The organism is Alsobacter sp. SYSU BS001988 (assembly GCF_054796215.1).
Map to the genome: position 1 here is coordinate 212,642 of NZ_JBTAMK010000001.1, position 24,322 is coordinate 236,963.

The window sequence follows — 24,322 nt, forward strand, 5'->3', positions numbered from 1 at the left end:
TTCGTCGCTGCGCGTCGCAGGAGCTTGCTCGCCGATGTATCGGGCCGTCACCCGCCAGATCCAGGTCACCGTCTCGCCGGCCTATATGGAGGAGCAGTCCTCCCCCGACAAAGGCCGGTATTTCTGGTCCTACGCGGTCGAGATCGTCAATCTGGGGCAGGAGACCGTGACGCTGCGGTCCCGCTACTGGCACATCCGGGACGCCAGGGGCGTCGTCCAGGAGGTGCGCGGCGAGGGCGTGGTCGGCAAGCAGCCCGTGCTCGGGCCGGGCGAACGCTTCGAATACACCAGCGGATGCCCGCTGGAGACGTCCGAGGGCATCATGTCGGGCGAATACCAGATGCAGACGGCGGCCGGCGAGGTGTTCGGCGTGGAAATCCCGGCCTTCTCTCTCGACAGCCCGAACCAGAGGCGGGTAATGCACTAAGGCCCGGCGTGTCTCCGATTGGGACGGACGCAGGCGCTCCCGCCATCCGCGAAACCCGCCTCGCCCTGCGCTTCCGGATCCCGCCGCCGACCCGAACCGGTTTGTCCGTGATCGACCTGCGCGCCGTCGCCTATCCCGTGGCCCTGCTGCTGACGCTGCTCGGGGCCCTGATGGGCGCGCCCGCCGCGGCGGACCTCGCGGCCGGCCAGGAGGGCTGGCGCGTTTTCGCGCTCGCCGGCGGGCTCACGGTCTTCGCCGGAGCGGCGCTTGCGCTCGCCACGCGCCAGACCCCGGCGCGCGCCTTTCGCGTGCGCGAGGCGTTCCTGTTCGTCACGATGGCCTGGCTCGTCCTCGCTTCGTTCGCGGCGACGCCCTTCTGGCTCGGCGAGGCGGCCCTGTCCTATCCGGCCGCCCTGTTCGAGGCCATGTCGGGGCTCACTGCGTCGGGCGGCACGGCCATCCGGGGCCTTGACGGGCTCTCGGCCGGACCGCTGCTGTGGCGGGCCATGCTCAACGGCCTCGGCGGCGCCGGGGCGCTGATGCTGGGCGTCGTCGTCCTCCCGGCCCTGCAGGTGGGAGGCGCCCAGGTCGCCCGGGTCGAAGCCGCGCCGCGGCGCGAGCTCCTGTATCCCCGGGCCAGGACCATGGCGGGCCGGATCCTGGCCGCCTATGCGGGACTGATCGCCGCCTGCGCGGCCTGCTACGGGCTTTCGGGCATGAGCGCCTTCGACGCCGTCGCGCACGCGCTCGCAACGGTCTCGACGGGCGGCTTCTCGACGCATGACGCCTCCATCGGCCATTTCCGCAGCGCGGGCGTGGAGTGGACGGCGATCCTGTTCATGATCTCCGGGGCGCTGCCGCTGGCGGTCTTCGTCCGGGCCCTGCGCGGCGACGCCGGCGCGCCCTGGCGTTCGCATGAGATCCGCGCCTTCGGAGCCGTCGGGCTTTCGGCCGCGGCGCTGCTCGCCCTGTCGCTCGCCGCGTCGGGCGCAGCGCCGGGACCCGGCCTGCTGCGGGAGGGGCTGTTCGCCGCGGTCTCCACGCTCACCACCACGGGCTTTCGGGTCTCGGACGGGGCGGCCTGGAGCCCTTTCGCGCAGGCCGTGCTGTTTTCGCTGCTCTTCGTCGGGGGATGCGGCGGCTCCACGGCGGGCGGGCTGAAGCTCTTCCGGATCCTGATCCTCGGACAGACGGTGAAGCAGGCGCTGCGGCGCATCAGGCTGCCGCACTCGGTGACCCCGCTGACCTTCGACGGCGCCCCGGTGGACAACGGGACGGCGCTGGCCGTCGTGAGCTTCCTGATCGCCTATGTGGCTGCCGTCCTGGCGGCCGCCCTCGCCCTCAACCTCACCGGCCTCGGGCTCGGGGCGTCGCTCTCCACGGCGGCCGCCCAGCTCTCCAACACCGGGCCGGGGTTCGGGGCCCAACTGGGGCAAGGCGGGGCCTATGCGGGCCTGCCGGCGGCGACCTATGGAGTGCTCGTCGCCACGATGCTGCTGGGCCGCCTGGAAATCTTCACACTGTTCGTGCTCTTCATGCCGCGCTTCTGGCGCGGATAGACACTCCAACTGGACATCGGATGACCCTCAACTCCCCCACGCCTTTGGCGATCCTGGAACGGCTCGTCTCGTTCGACACGGAAAGCTCGCGCTCGAACCTGCCGCTGATCGACTATGTCGAGAGCCTCCTGGGCGGGCTCGGCGTCGGGTCGGTCCGCATCCCCAACGCGGACGGCCGGAAGGCGGCGCTGTTTTGCACCATCGGGCCGACCGACAAAGGCGGCGTCGTGCTGTCGGGCCATACCGACGTGGTGCCGGTGGCCGGGCAGACCTGGACGACGGACCCCTTCACGCTTCGGGTGCAGGACGGGCGCGCCTATGGCCGCGGGGCGGTCGACATGAAGGCCTTCGCGGCCATCGCGCTGTCGCTCGTGCCGGAGATGCAGGCTGCGGCGCTGAAGACGCCGATCCACATCATGCTCAGCTATGACGAAGAAACGACCTGCATGGGCGTCCTCGACACCATCGCCCGCATGGGCGAGGACCTGCCGCGGCCGCAGGCGGTGATCGTGGGCGAGCCGACGGAGCTCCAGGTCGCCGACGCCCACAAGAGCGTCGTCACCTACAACACCTATGTGCACGGCCACGAGGCGCATTCCTCCAAGCCGGAGCTCGGCGCCAACGCGGTCTTCGCCGCCGCCGCGCTGGTGCACGAGCTGGACCGCCTCTCCGACGTGTTCCGGGAGCGCGGCGACCCGTCGGGCCGTTTCGATCCGCCCTACTCCTCGGTGCAGGTCGGGACCATCCAAGGCGGGACGGCCCGCAACATCCTGGCCAAGATCTGTCACTTCCAATGGGAGGTCCGCGGCGTTCCGGGAACGGACGAGCGCGAGGTCGCCCGCATGCTGGACGACTACGCCCAGCGCGTCGTGATCCCGCGGTTGACCCGCGACGGCTGGCCCGGCTCGGTCGAGACCATCCTGGAAGTCGACGTGCCGCGGCTCGAGCCCGATCCGGGCTCGGCGGCGGAGACGCTCGCCCTGCGGCTGGCGGGCCGGAACAGCACCATCACGGTGCCGTACGGCACGGAGGCCGGGCAGTTCCAGCGCCACGGGCTGCCGACGATCGTGTGCGGGCCGGGTTCGATCAACCAGGCGCATCAGCCCGACGAGTACATCACCCTGGACGAGATCGACCGCGGCGTGGCCTTCATGCGCAAGCTCATCGCGACCTGCTCGGCCTGAGGCCCGCGGTCCCGAAGGTCAGGCGTCGACGCCGACCTCCTCGGGGTCGACATGGTAGTGGGTGGAGCAGAACTCGCAGGTGATGCCGATGCGGCCGTCGTCGCCCACCATGGAGCTGCGCTCCTCGTCGGAGAACTGCTTCAGCATCGAGACGATGCGGTCGCGCGTGCAACGGCAGCGCTCCACGACCGGCTGGGCCTCGAACACCCGCACGCCGCGTTCATGGAAGAGCCGGTAGAGCAGCGTCTCGCTGGTCAGCGTCGGATCGATCAGCTCGTGATCCTCCACCGTCTCGACCAGGGACCGGGCCTCCACCCAGGCGTCGTCCTCCTGCGGCGTGTGGAGGGAGGCGCCTTCCGGCGCGTCGCCCGGCGGCAGGTCGGCCTGGCGGAGACGGTCCGCCGAGGCGGGCAGGAACTGCACCATCACGCCGCCGGCCCGCCAGGCGTGCGCGCGTCCGCCCGTGCCCAGCGTCTCGCCGACCGCGATGCGCACGCGCGTGGGAATCTGCTCCGACTGCTGGAAATACTGGTGCGCGGCTTCCTCGATGGTCTGGCCCTCGAGCGACACGATGCCCTGGTAGCGAGACATGTCCGCGCCCTGGTCGATGGTGAGCGCCAGATGGCCGCGGCCGAGCAGCTGCGTCGGGACGGGGTCCGCGCCCAGCGCGGCCAGTCGCTCCGCGTCGTAGCGCGCATAGGCGCGCACGCGGTCGGGCGCTTCGAAGTCGACCACCAGCATGTCGACCGCGCCGTCCGTGCGGGTCTGCAACTGGAAGCGGCCCTCGAATTTGAGCGAGGTGCCCAGCAGGACCGCGAGCGTCACCATCTCGCCCACGAGCCGGGAGACCGGCGCAGGATAAGCGTGGCGCTCGAGGATGCTGTCCAACATGGGACCGAGGCGCGCGATGCGTCCGCGCGCCTCGAGGGGTTCGACCGCGAACGGGATGATGCGGTCGTCCTTCTCGGGATGCGTATGCGTCATTGATCCAATGCTCCGAGACACCAGGCGAGCACGCCCTTCTGGGCGTGCAGGCGGTTCTCGGCTTCGTCGAAAACGACCGATTGCGGGCCGTCCATGACCTCGTCCGTCACCTCCTCGCCGCGATGGGCGGGGAGGCAATGCATGAAGATGGCCTTGGGGTCCGCCTGTTTCAACAGCTTGGCGTTGACCTGGTACGGCGCCAGCAGGTTGTGCCGTCGGCCGGCGTCCTCGTCTCCCATGGACACCCAGCAATCGGTGACGATGCAGTCAGAGTCGGCCACGGCCTCCTGGGGATCCACCATCGCGGCGACGCGCGCGCCTTCGCGACGCGCCCAGGCGAGCAGGTCGGCCGGCGGGGCGAGCTGCTCGGGCGCGGCGATGTTCAGGCGGAAGTCGAACCGCGCGGCGGCGTGCACCCAGGACGCCAGGACGTTGTTGGCGTCCCCCACCCAGGCCACCGTCTTGCCCTTGATGGGGCCGCGATGCTCCTCGAAGGTGAGCACGTCGGCCATCACCTGGCAGGGATGCGACAGCTTGGTCAGCCCGTTGATGACCGGCACGGTGGCGTGCTCGGCCAGTTCGGCGACCGCCTTGGCGTCCAGCATGCGGATGACGATGGCGTCGACATAGCGCGACAGCACGCGGGCGGTGTCGGCGATGGTCTCGCCGCGGCCGAGCTGCATCTCGGCCCCGGTCAGCATGATGGTCTCGCCGCCGAGTTCGCGCATGGCGACGTCGAACGACACGCGCGTGCGCGTCGACGGCTTGTCGAAGATCATCGCCAGGGTCTTGCCGGCGAGCGGGCGCTCGGCCGGCGGCTGGCCCTTGCGCCGGGCGCGCTTCATGGCCGCCGACGCGTCGAGGACGCGCCGGAGCTCGTCGCCGGTGAAGGGCGTCAGGTCGAGGAAGTGCCGCACGGCCGCGGACGCCCGGTCCGGGGCGCCGATCGAGATCGTCGCGCTCATGCGGCGGCTCCCTTCTGGGCGGCGCGCTCGATGCGGGCGCAGGCCCGGTCGAGCCGGTCGAAGGCCTCCGCCACATCCGAGTCGGAGATGATCAGCGGCGGCAGCAGGCGCACGACGTTGTCGCCAGCCGGGATGGTGAGGAGATGCTCCTCCCGGGCGGCCGCGGCGAACTCGACATTGGACGCGCGGGTGCGAATGCCGAGCAGCAGGCCCTCGCCGCGGATCTCCTCGATGACGGAGGGGTGGCGGTCCTTCAGTTCGGCGAGGCGCTGCTTCAGCTTGAGGCCGATGCGCTCGACATTCTCCAGGAAGCCCGGCGCGAGCACGACGTCGAGGACGGCGTTCCCGACCGCCATGGCGAGCGGATTGCCGCCGAAGGTCGTGCCGTGGGTGCCGGCCGTCATGCCCTTGCCGGCTTCGCGCGTGGCCAGGCACGCGCCGAGCGGGAAGCCGCCGCCGATGCCCTTGGCCACCGACATGATGTCCGGCGTGACGCCGGCGCGCTCATGGGCGAAGAACTTGCCCGTGCGGCCGACGCCCGTCTGGACCTCGTCGAAGATCAGCAGCATGCCGTGCTCGTCGCAGAGCTGGCGCAGGCCGCGCAGGCATTGCGGCGGGATCGCCCGCACGCCGCCCTCCGCCTGGATCGGCTCGACCATGATGGCGGCCGTCTCGGGCGTGATCGCGGCCTTCAGGGCCTCGTGATCGCCATACGGGACCTGGTCGAAGCCTTCCGCCTTGGGGCCGAAGCCCTCCAGGTATTTCTGCTGTCCGCCGGCCGCCAGGGTGGCGAGCGTGCGGCCATGGAACGCGCCCTCCACGGTGAGGATGCGGAAGCGCTCCGGCTGGCCGTTCACGGCGTGATACTTGCGCGCCATCTTGATGGCGGCCTCGTTCGCCTCCGCGCCGGAATTGGCGAAGAACACCGTGTCGGCGAAGGTCGCGTCCACCAGGCGCTGCGCCAGCTTCTCGCCTTCCGGAATGCGGAACAGGTTGGACACGTGCCAGACCTTGCGGGCCTGGGCCTCCAGCGCCTCGATGAGATGCGGGTGCGCGTGCCCGAGGGCGTTCACGGCGATGCCGGCCCCGAAATCGAGATAGCGCTCGCCTCGATCCGTGAAGAGCCAGGGCCCCTCTCCTCGCTCGAAGGAGAGGTCCGCGCGCGCGAAGGTCGGAAGCAGCGGCGACGGCTTGAGGCTCTCTTCGGCCATGATGGATCGTCTTTCCTCGACAGGGGCCCAAAAAAGGAAGTGCCGCCCGACCGGGGCGGCACCGTCAAACTATGGGGACGACCCGCTTTCGTGTCAACGAAATCGGGTCGGCGGGGCGGCCTCAACGACCCAAGTCCTTGATTTGGACGAATGTTCCGGCCGCATAGATTCCGGATGAAGATCTTCAAGCACAAGCGCGGTGCGTAACAATGCGGAGCCGTCAACCCCGGCACTGACTCTTTCCCGCCACGATCCTTGTTGAAAACACGCCCCGTCGCCGCCGGACTCTTGCACGTGAGTCACGCGATGTCGTAGGTTCACGACTGTCAAATACGACATGTGGTGCGGCGAACCACTCGAACGGCCCAAGATGAAACCCCGTGCTCCGCGATGCGGAGCGGCGCACGTGGGCGGATTCGCAAAGTGACGAGCATGCGTGAATTGGCGACATCGACGGCCTTCAAGAAGCTGCGGGCGCGAATTCAGAACGGCAACACAGTAGACGGGGATTGAGGCCAATGTCCTGGACAGATGAACGCGTCGAACTGCTGAAAAAACTCTGGAACCAGGGTCTCAGCGCCAGCCAGATCGCGGCGGAGCTCGGCGGAGGGGTCACCCGCAACGCCGTCATCGGCAAGGTGCATCGCCTCGGGCTGTCGGGCCGGGCCAAGACGCCGTCCCCTCAGCAGCAGCGGCCCCGCAAGGTGACGCGCGCGCCGAGCCATCCCATGAGCCACGGCTCGCCGGCCCCGATCGTCCGCGGCAACCTGGCCGTCATGCCCAAGGCCATCCCGGCCCCCGCTCCCGTGGCCGAACTCGCCCCGGTTCCGCGCAACGACGTCGTGATCCCGATGTCGGAGCGGGTGACCATCATGGAGTTGCGCGAGTCCATGTGCCGCTGGCCCCACGGCGACCCGACGAGCGAGGATTTCCGCTTCTGCGGCGCCAAGTCCCCGCCCGGCACGCCCTACTGCCACTATCACTCGCAGATCGCCTACCAGCCGTCGGTCGACCGCCGGCGCGCCGCGGCCCGCATGGCGGTCGCCAAGGGCTGAGCGGCGCCTCCTTCAAGAACCGACGCGGGCGACTTGGCCCGCGTCGTCCTTTGAATCAGCGGCGCGAGAAGGTCTCGTCGAAGGAGTAGCCGGAGCCGCGCACGGTGCGGATGGGGTCCTTCTCGCGGGGCCGGTTGATGGCCTTGCGCAGGCGCCCGACATGCACGTCGACCGTACGCTCGTCGATGTCGCTGTCGTGGCCCCACACCCCGTCCAGCAGCTGCGAGCGGGTGTAGACGCGGCCCGGCTTCTCCATCAGGAACTCCAGCATCCGGAACTCGGTGGGGCCGAGATGCAGCTCGCGCCCGGACCGGCGCACGCGGCGGGTCTCCCGGTCGAGCGCGATGTCGCCGGCCTCCAGCGTGCTGGCGACGCGCTCGGGCGAGGCGCGCCGCAGCAGCGCCCGGACGCGGGCGACCAGCTCCGGCACGGAGAAGGGCTTCACCACATAGTCGTCCGCGCCCGTCGCGAGGCCGCGCACGCGCTCGCTTTCCTCCCCGCGCGCCGTCAGCATAATGATCGGCAGGCGCTGGGTCTCGCCCCGCTGGCGCAGCCGGCGGCACAGCTCGATGCCGGAGAGGCCGGGCAGCATCCAGTCGAGCAGGATGAGATCCGGCGTGCGCTCTCGGATGCGCAGGTCTGCCTCGTCCCCGCGCGCGACGGTCTCGACGTCGTAGCCTTCCGCCTCGAGATTGTAGCGGAGCAGAAGCGTGAGGGCCTCCTCGTCCTCGACGATCAGGATATGGGGGGCCGTCGCCATGGGGGTCTCCGCCGGGATCTTCGGCCTTCTTCTATGACCGCAGCATGACATTCATATTACAGGCGAGAGGGGTGAATCCGCGCAGCTCGCCAAGGCTCAAGCGGGCGCCAGCGGAATCGTCACGCGGAAGAGGGCGCCCTCGCCGCGGCGGCTTTCCACCGTCAGCCGGCCCCGATGGCGCTTGGCGATGTGCTTGACGATGGCGAGGCCGAGGCCGGTGCCGCCCTTGTGGCGGCTCTCGGCGTCGTCGACCCGGTAGAAGCGCTCCGTCAGCCGCGGCAGATCGGCGGGGCCGATGCCCGGCCCGTAGTCCCGCACCGAGAGCCGCGCATGGTCGCGGCCGCCTTCCGAGACCACGTCCACGGCGACGTCCACCCGGCCGCCGGACTGGCCGTATTTGATGGCGTTCTCGATCAGGTTATCGGCGACGCGCAGAAGTTCGTCCCGGTCGCCCGGCGCGATCACGGGCGCGGAGTCCGCCAGCGCGAGCTCCACCTTCCGCTCGGCCGCCAGGGGACGGAGCGTGTCGATCACCTGCCGGGCCACGGCGACGAGGTCGACCGGGGCGTCGGGATGGCGATGCTCGTTCATCTCGATGCGCGACAGGGAGAGCAGGTCCTCGATCAGGCGCGCCATGCGCTGCGCCTGGCCCCGCATGATGGCGAGGAAGCGCTCGCGCGCGGCGGGGTCGTTCTTGGCCGGGCCTTCCAGCGTCTCGACGAAGCCCAGCAGTGACGCGAGCGGCGTGCGAAGCTCGTGGCTGGCGTTGGCGACGAAGTCGACCCGCATCTTCTCCAGCCGGCGCGCCTCGGTGAGGTCGTGGAACGCGATCACGACCGCGGGGCGCCCCGTCCCGCCCCCGCGCGGTCCCAGACCCGTGGCCTGGAACGAGAAGACGCGCTGGACCGGGACCCGCTCCTCGTATTCGCCCGAGACCGGGCCCTCGCCGCGGGCCGCCGCCTCGGCGGCGCGGATGATGGCGGGCGTGCGCAGCGTGAAGGAGAGCGGCGCGCCGGGCGAGAGCGCGCGCCAGAGGCGCCGGGCCGCGCCGTTGCACAGCAGCACCGTGAGGGCGTCGTCGACCAGGAGGACGGGATCGGGAATGGCTTCCAGAACCGAGGCGAGCAAGGGGTCCGGCGGGGCCATGGCCGCCGCCTCCGCGGACCGGCGCGCGTCGTGGTCCTTCACGTCCGTCGCTCCTCAGCCGGACCCGACCTCGTCCTCGACCTCGTCATCGTCATCCTCGTCGGCCCGGAACGCCTTGACCCGGCGCACGATCTCCATGGCGCCCAGCAGCGCCAGCGCCAGCACGAAGGGCACGAAGTAGTAGCAGATCCGAAACAGCAGCAGCGCCCCGATCATGCCGCCATAAGGCAGCCGCCAGAAGGCCAGCAGCATCGTCGTCTCGAAGACGCCGAGGCCGCCCGGAGCGTGGCTGACGATGCCCAGGATGCACGCGAAGGCGTAGATCGCCGCCAGCGTCTGGAACTCCACCCCGTAGCCCGGCGGCATCAGGGTGTAGAGCACCGCGCTGGCGCAGCAGACCTCCGCGGCGCCCAGCACGATCTGGGCCGCCGACACCTTGAGGCTGGGCAGCTCCAGCCGCCAGCGCTGCACCCGGACGGCGCGGCGCCTGACGCCGACCCAGACCAGGTAGCCCATGATGGCCGCCAGCACGGCGGCGCCGATGAGGCGGTTTGCGGCGACGGCCAGATGGTTGATGTCGGCGATGGCCGGCGCCTGCCAGATCAGGCCGACGCCGACCACGGTCCCCATCCCGAGCAGGAAGGTGAGGCCCGCGATCGTGGTCAGGCTGGCGACCTTGCCGGCCGAGACGCCCAGCGGCGCGTAGATCCAGTAGCGCACCGTCGCGGCCGTCACGAGGGGAAAGCCCAGCGTGAAGGAGATGGCGTAGCTCGTGAAGGAGCCGAGCGCGGTGATCCTGTAGGGGATCCGCAGCTTGAGCTGACGAAGCGCCAGCGCGTCGTAGACGGTGAGCAACGTGTAGCTCAGCATCACGAAGGCCAGCGCGATGGCGAGGTCTTCCAACTCGGCGCGCGCGAAGGCGGTGCGGACGTCCGAGAGCTTGACCTCCGACAGGATGCGCCAGAGCACGACGGCCGAGATGAGGAAGAGCGCGACGCTGGCCAGCGTGCCGACCCACGCCAGCGACCGCCGCGGCGGGGGCGGCGGCGCGGCCGGGCTGCCGCCGCCGGCCAGTCCGGCGGGGCGAACGTCCGAGCTATCCATCATCGATCCGTGCGAAACGGCCCGCCCGGCCTGCCGCGGGCGGCTTCTTATGGCCGCGACGGCGGACGCCCGCAAGCCCGGGCGCGTGGAGTCAGGCGAGGCCGGCGGCCTGCTGCAGGGCCGCCCGGGCGAGCCCGACGGTCTCGGCCGCCGCGCCGATCTGGTCCCATGTCGTGCCGTCGACGGGCACGCCGTCGCGGATCCGCTCGGCCCGGATGCGCCGCTCCGGCTCGCCGGCGATCAGCACCGCGGCCTCTCGGCCGGGAAGCGGCGTGCGCGCCCATTCGATGAAGGCGTCGATCTGCGGGAAGAAGGTCTCGGTCGTTCCCACCGCGTCCGGCGATACGACGACGGAGAACATGTTGTTGACGATCGCCTGCCGCCGCTTGGGATGATGCTGCGTGCCGCCGCCCGACAGCGCGCCGGCCAGGAGTTCGCAGGCGAGCGCCAGGCCCCAGCCCTTGTGGTCGCCGAAGGGCAGCAGCGCGCCGCGGGGCTCCTCGAACAGCGCGGCGGGATCGTTGGTGGGCTCGCCCGTCGCGTCGAGCAGGACGCCGTCCGGCGTCGGCACGCCCTTGTTGTAGGCGACCCGAACCTTGCCGACGGCCAGCTTGCTGGTGGCGAAATCGACGATTACGGGCTCCTGCCCGCGGCGGGGCACCCCGATCGAGACCGGATTGGTGCCGATGCGGGCGGCGCGGCCGCCGAACGGCGCGACCGCCGGGTCGCTGATGACGTTGACGAAGTGCAGCGAAACCAGCCCGGCGGCGGCGCATTGCTCGGACCAATGACCGATGCGGCCGATATGGTGGCTGTTGCGCAGCGACAGGATGCAGGAGCCTTTGTCCTTCGCGCGCTCGACCGCGAGCGCGACGGAGTCATGCGCGATGGACTGGCCGAGGCCCATGCCGCCGTCGCAGACGATCATCGCGCCGGTGTCCACCGCCACGGTCGGCGTGGCGTTGAGCTTCATCTCTCCGGCGGCGAAATTCGTGATGTAGGCCGGGATCATCCCGACGCCGTGGGAGTCGTGGCCGCGGAGATTGGCTTCGACCAGATGGTCGGCCACGAGGCGCTGCTCGCGCTCGTTCGAGCCGGCCGAGGCGAACAGCATCCGGACGGCGGCGCGCAGCTTGTCTTCGGAAATCCTGATCTCGTCCGCCATCCGCGCGATCCACCCTGTGCAGCGGCCCTCCGGCAGGGCCAAGGCCCTTGCATGGGCCGTTCGGGCGCACGTTACCGGCGCGGCGTCGGATGGCAAGATTGCGAGCGCGCAAATCGGGGCGCGCGAGCGCCGGGCGGATCTGCACGCCGGGCATTGCTCCGCGAGAGGGGAGCCCCGGGCCCGAGGAGGACGGCGGACCCGGGGCCTGCCGCGGCCGCGTGCGATTCAGAAGCGCGTTCCTGGATCGGTCGGCTGGCCGGGCAAATAGTCCGGTTCGGTCCCGGGAGCGTCGGGCTCGATGACCGGGGGATCCTCCACCGGATAAGGGTCTCGCGGTCCGGTGGGGCCGCGATCGGGCTCGTCCGCATCCGGGGGCGCGGGCGGCGTCTCGCCGGGGATGTAGCCGCCCGGCGTGGGCTGGCGTCCGGGCATGCCGCCCGGAGGCGGAGACGGGACCGGTCCGGGAGTCGGGACGTCGATGGCGGGTTGCGGCATCGCAGGCCTCCTGGTCGCCGTGGGGTCGTCATCATGTCGGGCTGGCTTCGGTCTGGCCGAGCCAGCCCGCATGAGGGTCAATCCCGCGGACCCGGTCCGGTTCCTGGGGTGCGGCGATCCGGGCGCCCCCGCCCCGAGCGCCGGGCCGGATTGCCATTCGGCCCCGGGAGGAGGACAGTCCGCCGAACTCGCGAACGGGATGCCGCGACAGGGAGAATGCGCATGGAGTACCGGTCTTTGGGACGCAGCGGCGTCAAGGTCTCGCCCTTGTGCCTCGGCACGATGATGTTCGGCGGCCCCACCGACGAACCGACGGCCGGCCGCATCATCGGCCGGGCCCGCGAGGCGGGCGTGAACTTCATCGACACCGCCGACATGTACACGGAAGGCCGCTCCGAGGAGGTCGTAGGGCGGGCCATCAAGGCCGACCGCAGCCGCTGGGTGCTGGCCACCAAGGTCGGCAATCCCATGGGGGATGGCCCGAACGGACGCGGTCTGTCCCGCCAATGGGTGACGCAGGCCGCGGAGGCCAGCCTGCGCCGGCTCGGGACGGACGTCATCGACATCTACTACCTGCACAAGGAAGACCACTCCACGCCTCTCGGGGAGACCGTCCGGGCGCTGGCGGACCTCGTGCGGCAGGGAAAGATCCGCTATTTCGGCGTGTCCAACCATCGCGGCTGGCGGGTGGCCGAGATCTGCCGTCTCGCCGACGAGATGGGGATCGACCGGCCGGTGGTCAGCCAGCCCTACTACAACGCCATGAACCGGATGCCCGAGGTGGAGCACCTCCCGGCCTGCGGCCATTTCGGGCTCGGCGTCGTCCCCTACAGCCCGCTCGCGCGCGGCGTGCTCACCGGCAAATACGACCCCAGCCGTCCGCCGCCGGAGGGCACGAGGGCGGGCCGGCAGGACGCCCGCATGATGCAGACCGAGTGGCGCACGGAATCGCTTGAGATCGCGCAGGAGATCAAGAGGCACGCCGAGCAGCGCGGCGCCTCCGCCGCCCATCTGGCCATCGGCTGGGTGCTGAACAACCGCCTGGTCACCGGCGTGATCGGCGGCCCGCGCACCGAGGAGCAGTGGGAGGACTACATCGCCGCCCTCTCCTACCGGTTCACCGCCGAGGACGAGGCGCTGATCGACCGGCTCGTGCCGGCCGGCCACCCGTCCACGCCGGGCTACAACGATCCCGCCTACCCGCTGGAGGGTCGCATCCCGCGCGCCTGACGGGCTTCAGCCCTCGGCGATGGGCTCCCCCCGCGCCCAGCGGGCGAGCCGGTCGCGGAAAGCCGCGGGACTGGGCAGCCGGAGCGGCGCGACCGTGGGCCCTTCGCCGATGCGAATGGCGAGGCCGCCGCGCTCCAGCACGGCTTCGAAGCCGTGCTCGTCCGTGACGTCGTCGCCCACGAAGACGGGCCGCCGTCCCCGATAGGGCTCCGACTCCAGGAACTCGTGCACGGCCCCGGCCTTGCTGGCGAAGGCGGGCAGGATCTCCAGCACGCTCTTGCCCGCCTGGAGCCGCCAGCGCGAGCCGAGGCTCTCCAAGGCGGCGGCGGCTTCCTCCACGACTTCGGATTCGAGATCCGGCGCGAGGCGCCAGTGAAGGGCGACGGAGCGGCCCTTGTCTTCCAGCAGCAGCCCGGGGCGCGGCTCGACGAAGGCGCGGAACCGGTCCACCAGCTCCCGCAATTCCGGCTCATGGTCGGTGGCCCGGGCGGCGAAGACGCCGGAGCGGCGCATCTCGACCCCGTGCAGGCCGGCGGCGTCGAACCGGTGCGGGGCGAGGAACTCGTCCAGGGTGGCGATGGGGCGGCCGCTCACCAGCGCCAGCGCCCCGCCGAAGCGGTCGCGCAGCGTCTCCAGAGTGACGCCGAGCCCGGGCGCCACCACGACGTCCTGCGGACGCGGGGCCAGCTCCACCAGGGTGCCGTCGAAGTCCAGGAACAGCGCGTAGTCGTCGGACGAGCCCTTTGGGAGCTCGGCTGCGGGGCGGGCCGGGGCTGGATCGAGGCTCATCGCGCGCGGGTTCCGGTCGGGCTCAGGGGCGTGCGGCTCGGCCGCTCGGGATGCGGCAAGGCAACGCGCCAGCACGGGCTGTGGTTCGGCGTGGCCAGAGATGCAGCCTCCATGCGCATTCCAGGGTTCGATACAACCGATTGTTGACGAGCTCTCGCTAAGGTTGCCCGCTGGACAGGCGCGGAACGACCATGCACGGGCAATCCCACCCTATCACAACGGCGCCGGGCGGCGCGCGGGCGGGGTCCATCCCCGGGCTCGACGGCCTGCGGGCGATCAGCATCCTGCTGGTCATGATCTCGCACGCGGGGCTGCAGAACCTCGTGCCCGGCGTGTTCGGCGTGACGGTGTTCTTCTGCATCAGCGGCTATCTGATCACGCGCCTCCTGCTCGACGAGTTCGACCGCACCGGCGCGATCGCCATCGGGCCTTTCTACGCGCGGCGGATGCTGCGGCTCTCGCCGCCGCTCGTCGTCTATGTGGCCGTGATGGCGGCCGTATGGTCCGCGACCGGGCATGCTGCCGACCCGCTCGGCGTGGCCGGGGCGCTGTTCTATTTCGCCAACTACCTGGCGATCTTCGCGCCGCATCGCCTGGACGGGATCGGCGGCCATCTCTGGTCGCTGGCCGTTGAGGAGCATTTCTACGCCGCCTATCCGCTGCTTTTGCTGGGCCTGCTGATCCGCGGACGCGGCGTCGTGGCGGTCCTGCTGGCGATATGCGCGGCGTCTCTCGCCTCGCGCTTCGCCGTCTCGATGCTCGCGCCGGGCGTGGCGGTCGACTACACCGGGATGGCGACCGAGTGCCGGATCGAAGGCATCCTGGCGGGCGCGATCGCCGCCCTCGCCACCCGCGGCGCAGCGGGCGCGATGCTGGCGCGCCGCCTCGGGAGCTCGAGGGCCGCGCTGGCCGCGCTGGCGGCGCTGCTGACCACCTTCCTGATCCGCGACCCGCTGTTCCGCCAGACCGTGCGCTACACCATCCAGGAGATGGCCCTCATACCAATCATCCTGGCCGTGGTGGGCGCGCCCGCCGGATCCTGGCTGGCCCGGATCATGAACAGCGCCCCGATGACGCTGACCGGCAAGCTGAGCTATTCGCTCTATCTGTGGCATCTGGCCGCCTACGACGTGGCGCTCTGGCTCGCGCCCGGCGCGGGTGCGCGCCTCGTCGGCGCTTATGCGCTCGGGATCGGACTGGCGTTCCTGACGGCCGCCGCCTCCTACTGGCTGGTCGAGCAGCCCTTCTTCGGCCTGCGTCGGCGGTTCGGGTCGCATGTCCGGCCGGCCGAGCCCGTCGGCGACCTCGCGATGCGGGCCGATCAGCCGGCCAGATCGGCGTAAAGGAGCGCATGCGCGCTCGCCGCGCGGGCGATGTCGTAGCGTTCGGCGGCGCACAGGCCTTCGGCGGCGAGGCTGCGCCGCAGGGAGCCGTCGCCCGCCACCCGCATCAGGGCCCCGGCCAGCGCGGCGGGGTCTTCCGCCGGGACGAGGAGGCCGTTGACGCCGTCGTCGATCAGCCTGGCCGGGCCGCCGACCCGGGCGGCGATCACAGGCACGCCGGCCGCCATGGCCTCGACCAGAGCCAGCCCGAACCCCTCGGCGCGCGACGGCAGGACGCTCACATCCGCCTCGGCGAGCAGGGCCTCGACGTCGAGCCGGTCCTGCACGATGCGGACGACGTCCTCGACGCCGAGGTCCCGCACCAGCCCGTGGAGATGCTCCAGCCACGGGTCGTCCGGCCGGACGGCGACGCCGGCGACGACGCAGGACGTCTCCAGGCCAGCCGCCCGGCAGAGCGCGACCGCCCGGATGAGGATGTCCTGGCCCTTGTCCTGCGCGAACCGGCCCACCTGCAGGATCCTGAGCGGGCCGGAGGCCTCGCGCCGGCGGCCGACGCCGCGAAAGCGCGACAGGTCGACCCCGTTGGGGATGTGGGTCAGGCGCGGCGCGCCGATCTGCGCGCCCTCATCGGCGGTGGCCGGCGAGATCGCCACCGTGGCCCCGACCGCAGCGCGGTAGAGCCATCGCGCCACGGCGCCATACTGCTGGGCGAGACCCTGGCAATGAAGGGTGTAGACGACCTGCAGGCCGGGCCGGACCAGCCGCAGCAGCATCGCCCATTTGCGGCTGCCCTCGTTGTGGGCGTGGACGACGTCGACGCCGTACCGGCGCACGAGGCCGGCGAGTTGGAGGACATAACCGGGATGACGATGGCCCTCGCGGCGCCCGAGGCGGTGGCAGGGCCAGCCGCAGGCCTCGAGCTCGGCCAGCATGCGCCCGTCGATCTCGTCGTTCATGATGCAGACGACATAGCGGGCGCCGGGCGCGGCCCGGGCCGCCGACAGGAGGGAGATCAGCATCCTCTCCGCGCCGCCGATGCGCAGCGACGAGATGAGGTGCATCACCACGGGCGCTGGTCGCGGCTTGGCGGCCTTCGCCTGCGTCGCGAACTCCAGGCCCAGGTTCACGCCTTGCCTCCCATTGCGGCGGCCGGAGCGCCGCCGAGGTCCGGCGACGCGGCCGTGGGCTCCTGGCCGGACTGCTCCCAGGGAGCCATCAGCACGCCCCGTAGCGAGACGCCGAACAGACTGAGCGCCGCCATATAGGCCAGGCCGAACAGAGCTCCGCCGAAACAGAGCTGCGCCGCGTAGTGCCAGGTCGCGAACCAGGTCTCCGCCACGGCGAGCGCCGCGCTGGCGGCGGCCGCGGACGCCAGCACGGCGGCGATCCGGCCCACCGGCAGGCGCATCGGCAGCACGCGGTTGGACAGGACGTAGCTCGACAGCGTCGACAGCGAGGTCGTGATCACGAAGCTCATCCCGGCGCCGTCGATGCCCCAGCGCGAGATCATCAGGATGGAGGTCACGGCCCCGACGACGGCCGGCGCCCCCATCGAGATCAGGTACAGGTCGTTGCGCTTCACGGTGTAGAAGGCGTTGTCGAAGACGAAGAACTTCGCCGAGATCATCACCGCCCCGTAGGTGATGGAGGGCAGCAGCGCCACCGCGTGCTCGCGATAGGCGGGCGGCAGCAGCAGGCCGGCCAGCTGCACGTCCAGCACGGAGATGCAGGCGGCGGCGCCGACGCAGAGCACGCAGGTGGTCACCAGCATGCCGGCCTGGAAGCGGCCCGCGGCGGCGGCGCCCTCGGCCGCGTAGCGGCGCACCAGCATCGGGAAGGTGTAGGAGTTCAGGGGCGCGATGAAGAGCTCGATCGGCTGGCGGCCGATGGCGTAGGCCGCCGCGTAGAGGCCGACCGCCGCAGCCCCGGCGTAATGGTTGATCACCAGGCGGTCGAACCACGTCATCACCCAGGTCAGCAACGCGGTGACGATGAGCGGGAAGCCGAAGCGCAGGGCCGCCATGTAGCCGACTTTCGGCAGCTTCGGCCGGGCCAGGCTGCGCAGGGTGAGCACCAGCTGTACGCCCGCGACGAGGCCGCTGGCCAGCGACAGCGCCAGCGACGGCGCGAAGTAGGAATGCGTCATGTCGGCGGCGGCCACGACCGCGACCAGGATGGCGACCGCCCGGACGCCCTCCACCACCGCGATGGCGGAGTGGCGCTTGGCGAGCTGCAGCAGAACGATGGAGAACCGCACCAGGCCGAGCCCGACCGTGTAGCTGACGAGCGCGACCCAGAACGCGAAGGTTTCGTTTGGCTCCGTCATCCGGGCGACGATCCAGGACAGGCCCACCCCCAGCGTCGTCGCCCCTCCGGAGAGAACGAGCAGCCGCCCCAGCCTGAGCGGCCGCAGGCCGTTCAATCCGGCCTCGGTGCGCAGGGAATAGATGCGGATCCAGTTGGTCAGCGCGGTGTCGAGGATCTCGCCCACGGTCACGACCAGCACGAAGAGCCCATACTGGTCGACGGGCAGCCAGCGGGTCAGCAGGATCAGCAGGATGAACATGGCGAAGCGCGGCGCGAGCGTCGCCGCCAGATAGAAGAAGTAGTCGCCGGACCTCGTTTTCACTGGCTTGCTCATGGCTGAAGTCAGGCGGCGCGTTCGTCCGGCGCGGCGGCGCCCCGCGCCGATGCGTCGGGGGCCGGTCCGCCCGCGCCGAAGCGGCGCGCGATGAGCTCCCTCGCGATCAGGACGGCGTAGATCGCGTTCGTCCGGACATAGCGCCCGGACATCTTGCGCGGCTCCTGCAGGAGCCGGTGCAGCCATTCCAGGCCGAAGCGCTGCATCACCCGCGGGGCGCGGGTGACCCGCCCGGCCACCACGTCGAAGCTGCCTCCCACCCCCATCAGGAAGGGTACGCCGAGGCTTTCGCGCCAACGGCGCATGAAGCGCTCCTTGCGGGGCGTCGGCATGGCGACGAACAAGCAATGCGCCCGGCTTTCCCGGATGAGGCCGCAGATGCGCTCCTCTTCGTCGGGTCCGAAATAGCCGTGATGGGACCCGGCGATCTTGAGGTCCGGAAAGCGGCGCAGGAGCTCCGCCTGGACATCGGCGAGAACGTCCGGCCGGGCGCCCAGCAGGAACGGGCGGAACCCGCGGTCGGCGCATTCGGCCATCAGGCGCAGGAAGAGGTCGATCCCGGCGACCCGCTCCGGCGCGCCCTGCCCCGTCGCCCGCAGCCCGTAGACGATGCCCATGCCGTCGATGCCGACGATGTCGCTGTCGCGGATGTCCTGCGCGAGCTCCGCGTCCGAGCGGGCGTTCACCAGCTTGGCGACGTTCAGGGCCACATGCTGGCAGCGCCGGCCGCTGCGCATGGCGGCGAGCGCGCAAGCGACGGTCTCGTCCATGGTGGCGACGTCCACCGGCGTGTCGAGAAGGCTCGTCCTCATGTCCAGGGCTCCCGGTGGTCAGGCGATTGCGCGCATGGCGCGAACGTTGCGGTCCAGGACCACGAAGGCCCAGATCTTGTCGGCGAAGTCGGCGCGCCCGCTCATATGCAGGTCGACGATGCGCTCCATCGCGCCCGGACGCAGGAACTCGCGCTGCCAGGTGTCGGCGAGCGTGTCGTAGACCACATCCCGCAAGCGGCCGCGGAACCAGCGCCCGAGCGGCAGGTCGAAGCCCACCTTGGGACGGTCGACGCATTCGGCCGGCAGGTAGCGGCGTGCGAGCTGGCGCAGGAGATATTTCTGCTGGCGCCCGCGCAGCAGCATGTCGTCTTCCAGCGAGGCGGCGAAATCCGCGACGCTGCGGGTCACGAAGGGCACCCGCGCCTCGATCGAGGCGTGCATGGTGGCGCGGTCGGCGGCGGTTAGCATGTCGTCGGGCAGGCGCCGGCTCTGGTCGAGGAACAGCGCGCCCTTGAGCGAGGCGACTCCGAAATCCTCCGGCTCGGCGCCGGCGAACATCTCCCGAACGAGGTGAGGCTCGAACGGCATGCTGGTCCCGGGATAGCCCTGCCGGCCGGAGGCCTGGCGCAGGAAATGGGCGACGCGCGTGCGCGGGCCCACCGCCCGGGCGGCGAATTCGGCGAGGCCCGGCGCATGGGCGCCGAGCGCGCTCAGCCGGCGCGCCAGGCGGAAGCGCCAATACTGATTATAGCCGCCGAAGAACTCGTCGGCGCCCTCGCCCGCCAGCACCACCTTGAAGCCGCTGTCGCGGGCGAACTGCGCCACCACGTATTTCAGCACGGAGGCCGGCTCGGCGTTGGCGTCGTCCATCACGGAAGGCCAGGAGTCGAGCAGGCCGAAGACGGTCTCCTCGCTCATGAACTTGACGTAGTGGCGCAAGCCATAGCGCCGGGCCACCGCCTGGGCGTAGGGGCTCTCGTCGAAGCGCCGGTCCTGGAAGCCCGCCGAGAAGCAGGCGAGGTCGGGCACGTATTTCGCCGCGATCGCGGTGACGAGGCCGGAGTCGATCCCGCCCGACAGCAGCGAGGCGACCGGCGTGTCGGCGACGAGGTGGGCCCGCACCGAGGCGTGCAGGATCCCGTCCAGCTCGTCGAGCAGCTCGCCTTCGGGACGGCGCGTCACCGGCCTGGGCCGGGCGTCGGCCCAGCGGCGCATCTCCATGGTGAAGCTGCGCAGGTCGAAGATCGCCATCCAGCCCGGCGGCACCTCGCGGACGTCCTCGAACAGGGTCCGGGGCGCATGGGCGGCGCGGGACGTGTAGTACTCCACATAGGCCTTGCGATCGATCCGCTTGGCCGAGAAGGGCATGAGCGCCTGCATGGTGGACCCGAAAGCGAAGACCTCGGGCGTGTGCAGGACGTAGGCGGGCTTCACGCCGTACCGGTCGCGGGCGACGTAGAGCTTCTGCTGCGCCTTGTTGAGATAGGCGAAGCCGAACATGCCGTCGGCCCCGTTGAGGAACGACGTCCCCTGGGTGTTCAGCCCCTTGAGCAGCACCTCCGTATCGGAGCGCGTCGCATAGGGCAGGTTCGGCTGGCGCAGCTCCTCGAAATTGTAGATCTCGCCGTTATAGGCGATGACGCCTGCGTCATCCTGCATGGGCTGGACGCCGCCCTCGTGGTCGATGATCGAGAGCCGCGTATGGACGAAGTCCACCGGGCCCACGCTCAGCGCACGGGCGTCGTCCGGGCCGCGCCGCCCGAGCGACTTCAACGCCAGCGCGGCGAAACGCTCGCTGACGCTCCGCGAGGGGTCGCGCTGGACCAGTCCTGCAAATCCGCACATGCTGGCGTCGCTTCCTATTCGTCGTTGGAGAGCTTCAGCAGCCCGACCGTGTCGACCACCACCCGCGAGGCGAGCGCGGCGCGGTCGACATTGCGGAACTTGCTGTGGGCGACCAGGATCGCGACGATGTCGGCCTCCGCCACGGCGGCGCCGAACTCCGTCAGCTCCACGTCGGGGCGGCCGGCGAGGGCCTCCGGCAGGGTGGCGATGTTCGGCTCGACGACGAGCAGGCGGCCGATCCGGCGGTCGGCCAGGTTGCGGGCGATCTCGAGGGCGGGGCTTTCGCGCAGGTCGTCCACGTTCGGCTTGTAGGCGAGGCCCAGGATGGCGATCACAGGGTCCCGAAAGCGGCCGGCGAGGCGCCCGATCCGGTTGGCGACCCGCAGCGGCTTGCCGTCGTTGACGGCGCGGGCGGCGGCGATCAGAGGCGTCTCGTCCGGCAGAGCCTGATGCAGGAACCAGGGGTCGATCGGGATGCAGTGCCCGCCCACGCCGGGGCCGGGCGAGAGGATGTCAACCCGCGGATGCAGGTTCGCCATCTTGATCACCGTCCAGGCGTCCACGCCGAGACCTTCGCACAGGATCGAGAGCTCGTTGGCGAAGGCCACGTTGACGTCGCGGAAGGCGTTTTCGGCGAGCTTGGCGCATTCCGCCTCGCGCGAGGTCGCAAGCTTCATCTGGCCCATCGCGAAGGCGGCGTAGACCTCCCGGGCGCGCAGCGCGCTGGCATGGTCCAGTCCGCCGATGATGCGGGCGTTGTCGACGAGCTCGCGCAGGGTCTGGCCGGGCAGGATCCGCTCGGGGCAATAGGCCATCAGGACGTCCGCCTGCTCGGGGAACAGGTCCGGGAACTTCAGGTCGGGCCGCAGGCTGCGTAGCTGCGCCGCCGCACGCTCGGTCGTGCCGACCGGAGACGTGGACTCGATCACGATGAGGTCGCCCCGCTTCAGGACGGGGGCGATGGAGGCCAGGGCGGCCTCGACCGCGCGCATGTCGGCCTTCTTCTCGGGAGTGATCGGCGTCGGCACCGCGATCAGGAAAGCGTCGGCGGGCTGCGGCCGGGTGGAGGCCTCGAGCTTGCCGGCCTGGACCACGGCGGCGAGAATCATGTCGAGGTCCGGCTCGGCGATGTGGGCGCGACCCTCGTTGATGCGCGCCACCGCGTCCTGCTTCAGGTCGACGCCGATCACGCTGAGCCCGCGGGAGGCGAGGAGCGCCGCGGTGGGCAGGCCCACATAGCCGAGACCGACGACGCAGATCCGCTCCAAAGCGCGCTTTCCGGCGGCGCGCGCCGGCTTGGCGGGCGGCCGATCGAGGCTGGCTTCATACACAGGCTGGGGCGCGACGAGGGTGACCATGCTGATCTCCGGAGGGGCGGTGTCCCGCAGCGTGTCGGGACGTCGAAGGCGCGTTCTGAATGGCAAGCCCGGCGCCAGGATCCGGCGTTTCAGGCTGATACAACCCAGAGGTGTATTTTCTCTCAGGCGACGATCAGCCCGCGGATGCGGGATCGCGAGCCGTCGAGAAGTTCGAGCGTGTCCTGCAGCGTCTCGCGCCGGGTGACGCCGGCGGTCACGATCAGGACGACGTCGTCCACGGCGCTGGCCAGGGGCGCCGCCGAGGAGTTGAAGGCGGGTCCGCCCGCATCGATGATGATGCGGTCGAAGCCGCGGGCCGGCGACAGCAGCGTCGCCTGGAGCTGGTCCATCGAGGGCCGGCCCTGCGCCGGGCCGGCGCCGCCGGCGGCCAGGATCCCGATTTCGGTGTCCTCGTCGACCAGGACCGCGCGGTCCAGCGTGCAACGGCGCGCCAGCACGTCGGCCAGGCCGTGCTGCGGCGTTTCGACGAGGGCGTCGGTGAAGCCGCCGCTCGGCTCGGCGTCGACGAGCAGGATGCGTCCCTCGTCCCGCGCCGCCGCGGCGGCCAGGTTGAAGGCGAGCTGGGTGCGCTGGAAGGTCGGCTCGACCGACAGGAAGAGCACGCTGCGGGCGGCCTGGCCGGCGGCCTGCGGGATGGTCTGCCCGGCGACCTGGCGCGAGCCGCGCGGGCGCAGCAGATCCATGATCCTGAAGGCGACGGCGGCGAGCGGCGACGCCGGATCGTCGAAGACGAGGGCCCGCAGCTCCGGCTTGGGGCGACGCGGGCTCGCCTTGGCGGGCGCGATCACGCCCAGCACCGGCAGGCCCGACGCGGAGGCGAACTGCGCCTTGGTGAAGAGGGTGGAGTCGGTCAGCTCCCGGCCCAGCGCCAGGCCGGCGCCGGCGAGAAGGCCGGCCATCGTCGCGCCGGCCAGCACGACCGCGCGGGACAGGCCGCTCGAGGTCTGGCTCGGGACGGCGGGCGAGATGACGCGGGAGTTGGAGGTGTCGATCCCCTGCTGCTCGGAGATCTCCTTGGCGCGCTGCAGGAAGGTCGCGTAGATCGCCCGGCTGGCCTCGGCCTGGCGCTCCAGCTCGCGCATGCGCACCATCGCCTCGCCGCTCTCGTTGCTGAGGCTCTTCAGGCGATCGAGGTTGCGGGAGAGGCTCTCCTCCGCCGAGCGGGAGCGGTCATAGTCGGCCTCCGCGGCGCGGGCCACGCGGGCGAGCTCCTGATCGAGGATCCGCCTGACGTCCCGCAGCTGCGCGGCGGCGGCGAGCGCGTCGGGATGGCGCGGGCCGAGGCGCGTGGCCTGCTCGGCCTCCACCCTGGAGGCGTCCGCCAGGCGCGAGCGCAGCTGGGCCACGACGGCCGACCCCACGGCGTCCGGCAGGTCTCCGAGCGAGAGGGGCGACTTGCGCAGCAGCTGCACCTGGTCGAACCGGGCGCGCGCGTCGGCCGTGCGCGCCCTGGCGGTGACCAGCTGCTTGCTGACCTCGGTGATCTGCTGCTCGGGGATCAGGCTGCCGCTCTGGCCGATCAGGTCGTTGCGCGAGCGGTATTCGGCGACCTTGCGCTCGGCCTCCTGCACGCGGACGCTGAGTTCGTCGATGCGCAGGGCCAGGGCCCGCGACGTGCGCTTGGCGGCTTCCAGCTTGCCGGCCGCCTCCTCCTGCAGATAGACCGTCGCGATGGCGTTGGCGATGCGGGCCGCCTTGGCGGCGTCCAGCGACCAGACCCCCACGTCGACCACGAAGCTGCGCTCGGCGCGCTTGACGGCGACGCGCTTCTCCAGCGCGGTGAGCGCCGTCAGGGCGGGATTGTCGGACGGCTTCTCGCCGGTGAATTCGGGATCCGCGTTCAGGCCCTGCTGCTCCACGACCTTGCCGAGGATGCTGGCCGAGCGCAGGACGCCCAGCGTCGTCTCGGCGTCCGAGGCGCTGAGCTCGGCCGTCTGGACGCGCAGAGTGGCGTCGGGCCGCACGACCTGGAGTTCGCGCGGATCGGCCAGGAGCTGCACGGTGCTGGCGTAGCGCGGCTTCACCATCATGGCCCCGGCGAGCCCTCCGAGCGCGCAGAGCGCGAGCGGGACGAGGAGCCACCACTTGCGGCGACGCAGGACCACGCCGGCGCCGCGCAGATCGATGGTCACCGCCTCGGAGGCCCAGCCGCGCGGACGCTCCGCATCGGTCACGGTCTGCGGGGGGACGGCTTGCCATCGATGGTGCGTGACGATGCTCATGCGCAGTCGGCTCCGGTGTCGATCATGGGCGGCGAAGCCCAGGCC

21 protein-coding genes are annotated in these 24,322 nt (G+C 71.1%); 6 read left to right on the plus strand and 15 right to left on the minus strand.

The features are described from left to right. Nucleotides 1–34 precede the first annotated feature (34 nt). From apaG to argE, 3 genes are read left to right on the plus strand one after another with little or no spacing between them, the layout of a single operon-like run. Nucleotides 35–427, plus strand: a complete 393-nt coding sequence (gene apaG / locus ACYVO7_RS00975; protein ID WP_460447986.1) for a Co2+/Mg2+ efflux protein ApaG — start codon at nucleotides 35–37, stop codon at nucleotides 425–427. A gap of 8 nt (nucleotides 428–435) precedes the next feature. Next, nucleotides 436–1,986 carry a TrkH family potassium uptake protein gene (locus ACYVO7_RS00980; RefSeq protein ID WP_460447987.1) on the plus strand — a complete coding sequence of 517 codons (1,551 nt, stop codon included), beginning with the start codon at nucleotides 436–438 and terminating at the stop codon, nucleotides 1,984–1,986. Between the two features lie 20 nt (nucleotides 1,987–2,006). Next, on the plus strand, nucleotides 2,007–3,170 hold the full coding sequence (argE, locus tag ACYVO7_RS00985; RefSeq protein WP_460447988.1) for an acetylornithine deacetylase: 1,164 nt from the start codon (nucleotides 2,007–2,009) through the stop codon (nucleotides 3,168–3,170). An 18-nt stretch (nucleotides 3,171–3,188) separates the two neighbouring features. On the opposite strand, the gene ACYVO7_RS00990 is transcribed toward argE, so the two are convergent. Genes ACYVO7_RS00990 through ACYVO7_RS01000 form a run of 3 tightly spaced genes read right to left on the minus strand, consistent with a single transcriptional unit; the run spans nucleotide 3,189 to nucleotide 6,330 of the window. After that, entirely contained in the window at nucleotides 3,189–4,154 is a 966-nt protein-coding gene (locus tag ACYVO7_RS00990) for an Hsp33 family molecular chaperone (RefSeq protein WP_460447989.1), read from the minus strand. Continuing rightward, nucleotides 4,151–5,119, minus strand: coding sequence for an ornithine carbamoyltransferase (gene argF / locus ACYVO7_RS00995; RefSeq protein WP_460447990.1), 969 nt, complete (start codon nucleotides 5,117–5,119; stop codon nucleotides 4,151–4,153). The genes ACYVO7_RS00990 and argF overlap by 4 nt, the downstream gene beginning before the upstream one ends. Beyond that, nucleotides 5,116–6,330: an acetylornithine transaminase gene (locus tag ACYVO7_RS01000; RefSeq protein WP_460447991.1), complete on the minus strand. Its 1,215-nt coding sequence runs from the start codon at nucleotides 6,328–6,330 to the stop codon at nucleotides 5,116–5,118. The genes argF and ACYVO7_RS01000 overlap by 4 nt, the downstream gene beginning before the upstream one ends. A 518-nt stretch (nucleotides 6,331–6,848) precedes the next feature. On the opposite strand from ACYVO7_RS01000, the gene ACYVO7_RS01005 reads away from it, so the two are divergent. Next, nucleotides 6,849–7,385 carry a GcrA family cell cycle regulator gene (locus ACYVO7_RS01005; RefSeq protein ID WP_460447992.1) on the plus strand — a complete coding sequence of 179 codons (537 nt, stop codon included), beginning with the start codon at nucleotides 6,849–6,851 and terminating at the stop codon, nucleotides 7,383–7,385. 55 nt (nucleotides 7,386–7,440) lie between these two features. On the opposite strand, the gene phoB is transcribed toward ACYVO7_RS01005, so the two are convergent. From phoB to ACYVO7_RS01030, 5 genes are all read right to left on the minus strand, one after another. Continuing rightward, nucleotides 7,441–8,145 carry a phosphate regulon transcriptional regulator PhoB gene (gene phoB / locus ACYVO7_RS01010; RefSeq protein ID WP_406856326.1) on the minus strand — a complete coding sequence of 235 codons (705 nt, stop codon included), beginning with the start codon at nucleotides 8,143–8,145 and terminating at the stop codon, nucleotides 7,441–7,443. A 96-nt stretch (nucleotides 8,146–8,241) separates the two neighbouring features. After that, complete coding sequence (locus tag ACYVO7_RS01015; protein WP_460447993.1) at nucleotides 8,242–9,333, minus strand: ATP-binding protein; 1,092 nt, start codon at nucleotides 9,331–9,333, stop codon at nucleotides 8,242–8,244. Between the two features lie 12 nt (nucleotides 9,334–9,345). After that, nucleotides 9,346–10,395, minus strand: a complete 1,050-nt coding sequence (locus tag ACYVO7_RS01020) for a lysylphosphatidylglycerol synthase domain-containing protein (RefSeq protein ID WP_460447994.1) — start codon at nucleotides 10,393–10,395, stop codon at nucleotides 9,346–9,348. 91 nt (nucleotides 10,396–10,486) lie between these two features. After that, nucleotides 10,487–11,560, minus strand: coding sequence for a malate/lactate/ureidoglycolate dehydrogenase (locus tag ACYVO7_RS01025; protein ID WP_460447995.1), 1,074 nt, complete (start codon nucleotides 11,558–11,560; stop codon nucleotides 10,487–10,489). A gap of 225 nt (nucleotides 11,561–11,785) precedes the next feature. Continuing rightward, nucleotides 11,786–11,992, minus strand: coding sequence for a hypothetical protein (locus ACYVO7_RS01030; protein ID WP_460448530.1), 207 nt, complete (start codon nucleotides 11,990–11,992; stop codon nucleotides 11,786–11,788). Between the two features lie 285 nt (nucleotides 11,993–12,277). Between ACYVO7_RS01030 and ACYVO7_RS01035 the strand changes: the two genes are divergently transcribed. After that, nucleotides 12,278–13,285, plus strand: a complete 1,008-nt coding sequence (locus tag ACYVO7_RS01035; protein ID WP_460447996.1) for an aldo/keto reductase — start codon at nucleotides 12,278–12,280, stop codon at nucleotides 13,283–13,285. 6 nt (nucleotides 13,286–13,291) lie between these two features. Here ACYVO7_RS01035 and otsB read toward each other — a convergent pair whose 3' ends face one another. Beyond that, nucleotides 13,292–14,074, minus strand: a complete 783-nt coding sequence (gene otsB, locus ACYVO7_RS01040) for a trehalose-phosphatase (protein ID WP_460447997.1) — start codon at nucleotides 14,072–14,074, stop codon at nucleotides 13,292–13,294. Nucleotides 14,075–14,265: 191 nt separating this feature from the next. Between otsB and ACYVO7_RS01045 the strand changes: the two genes are divergently transcribed. Further along, entirely contained in the window at nucleotides 14,266–15,417 is a 1,152-nt protein-coding gene (locus ACYVO7_RS01045; RefSeq protein WP_460447998.1) for an acyltransferase family protein, read from the plus strand. On the opposite strand, the gene ACYVO7_RS01050 is transcribed toward ACYVO7_RS01045, so the two are convergent. From ACYVO7_RS01050 to ACYVO7_RS01075, 6 genes are all read right to left on the minus strand, one after another. Continuing rightward, nucleotides 15,396–16,544, minus strand: a complete 1,149-nt coding sequence (locus tag ACYVO7_RS01050) for a glycosyltransferase (protein ID WP_460447999.1) — start codon at nucleotides 16,542–16,544, stop codon at nucleotides 15,396–15,398. The two genes, ACYVO7_RS01045 and ACYVO7_RS01050, sit on opposite strands and share 22 nt — an antisense overlap. Further along, nucleotides 16,541–18,046 (minus strand): lipopolysaccharide biosynthesis protein, encoded by a 1,506-nt coding sequence (locus ACYVO7_RS01055; protein ID WP_460448000.1) that lies wholly within the window; start codon nucleotides 18,044–18,046, stop codon nucleotides 16,541–16,543. The genes ACYVO7_RS01050 and ACYVO7_RS01055 overlap by 4 nt, the downstream gene beginning before the upstream one ends. Nucleotides 18,047–18,066: 20 nt before the next feature. Then, nucleotides 18,067–18,870 (minus strand): WecB/TagA/CpsF family glycosyltransferase, encoded by an 804-nt coding sequence (locus tag ACYVO7_RS01060; RefSeq protein ID WP_460448001.1) that lies wholly within the window; start codon nucleotides 18,868–18,870, stop codon nucleotides 18,067–18,069. A gap of 18 nt (nucleotides 18,871–18,888) precedes the next feature. Further along, on the minus strand, nucleotides 18,889–20,676 hold the full coding sequence (gene asnB, locus ACYVO7_RS01065) for an asparagine synthase (glutamine-hydrolyzing) (RefSeq protein WP_460448002.1): 1,788 nt from the start codon (nucleotides 20,674–20,676) through the stop codon (nucleotides 18,889–18,891). A gap of 14 nt (nucleotides 20,677–20,690) precedes the next feature. Beyond that, nucleotides 20,691–22,034, minus strand: a complete 1,344-nt coding sequence (wecC, locus tag ACYVO7_RS01070) for a UDP-N-acetyl-D-mannosamine dehydrogenase (RefSeq protein WP_460448003.1) — start codon at nucleotides 22,032–22,034, stop codon at nucleotides 20,691–20,693. A 122-nt stretch (nucleotides 22,035–22,156) separates the two neighbouring features. Further along, the gene (locus ACYVO7_RS01075; protein WP_460448004.1) at nucleotides 22,157–24,277 is read right to left on the minus strand and encodes a GumC family protein; all 2,121 of its coding nucleotides are present in this window, start codon (nucleotides 24,275–24,277) and stop codon (nucleotides 22,157–22,159) included. Nucleotides 24,278–24,322: the final 45 nt, after the last annotated feature.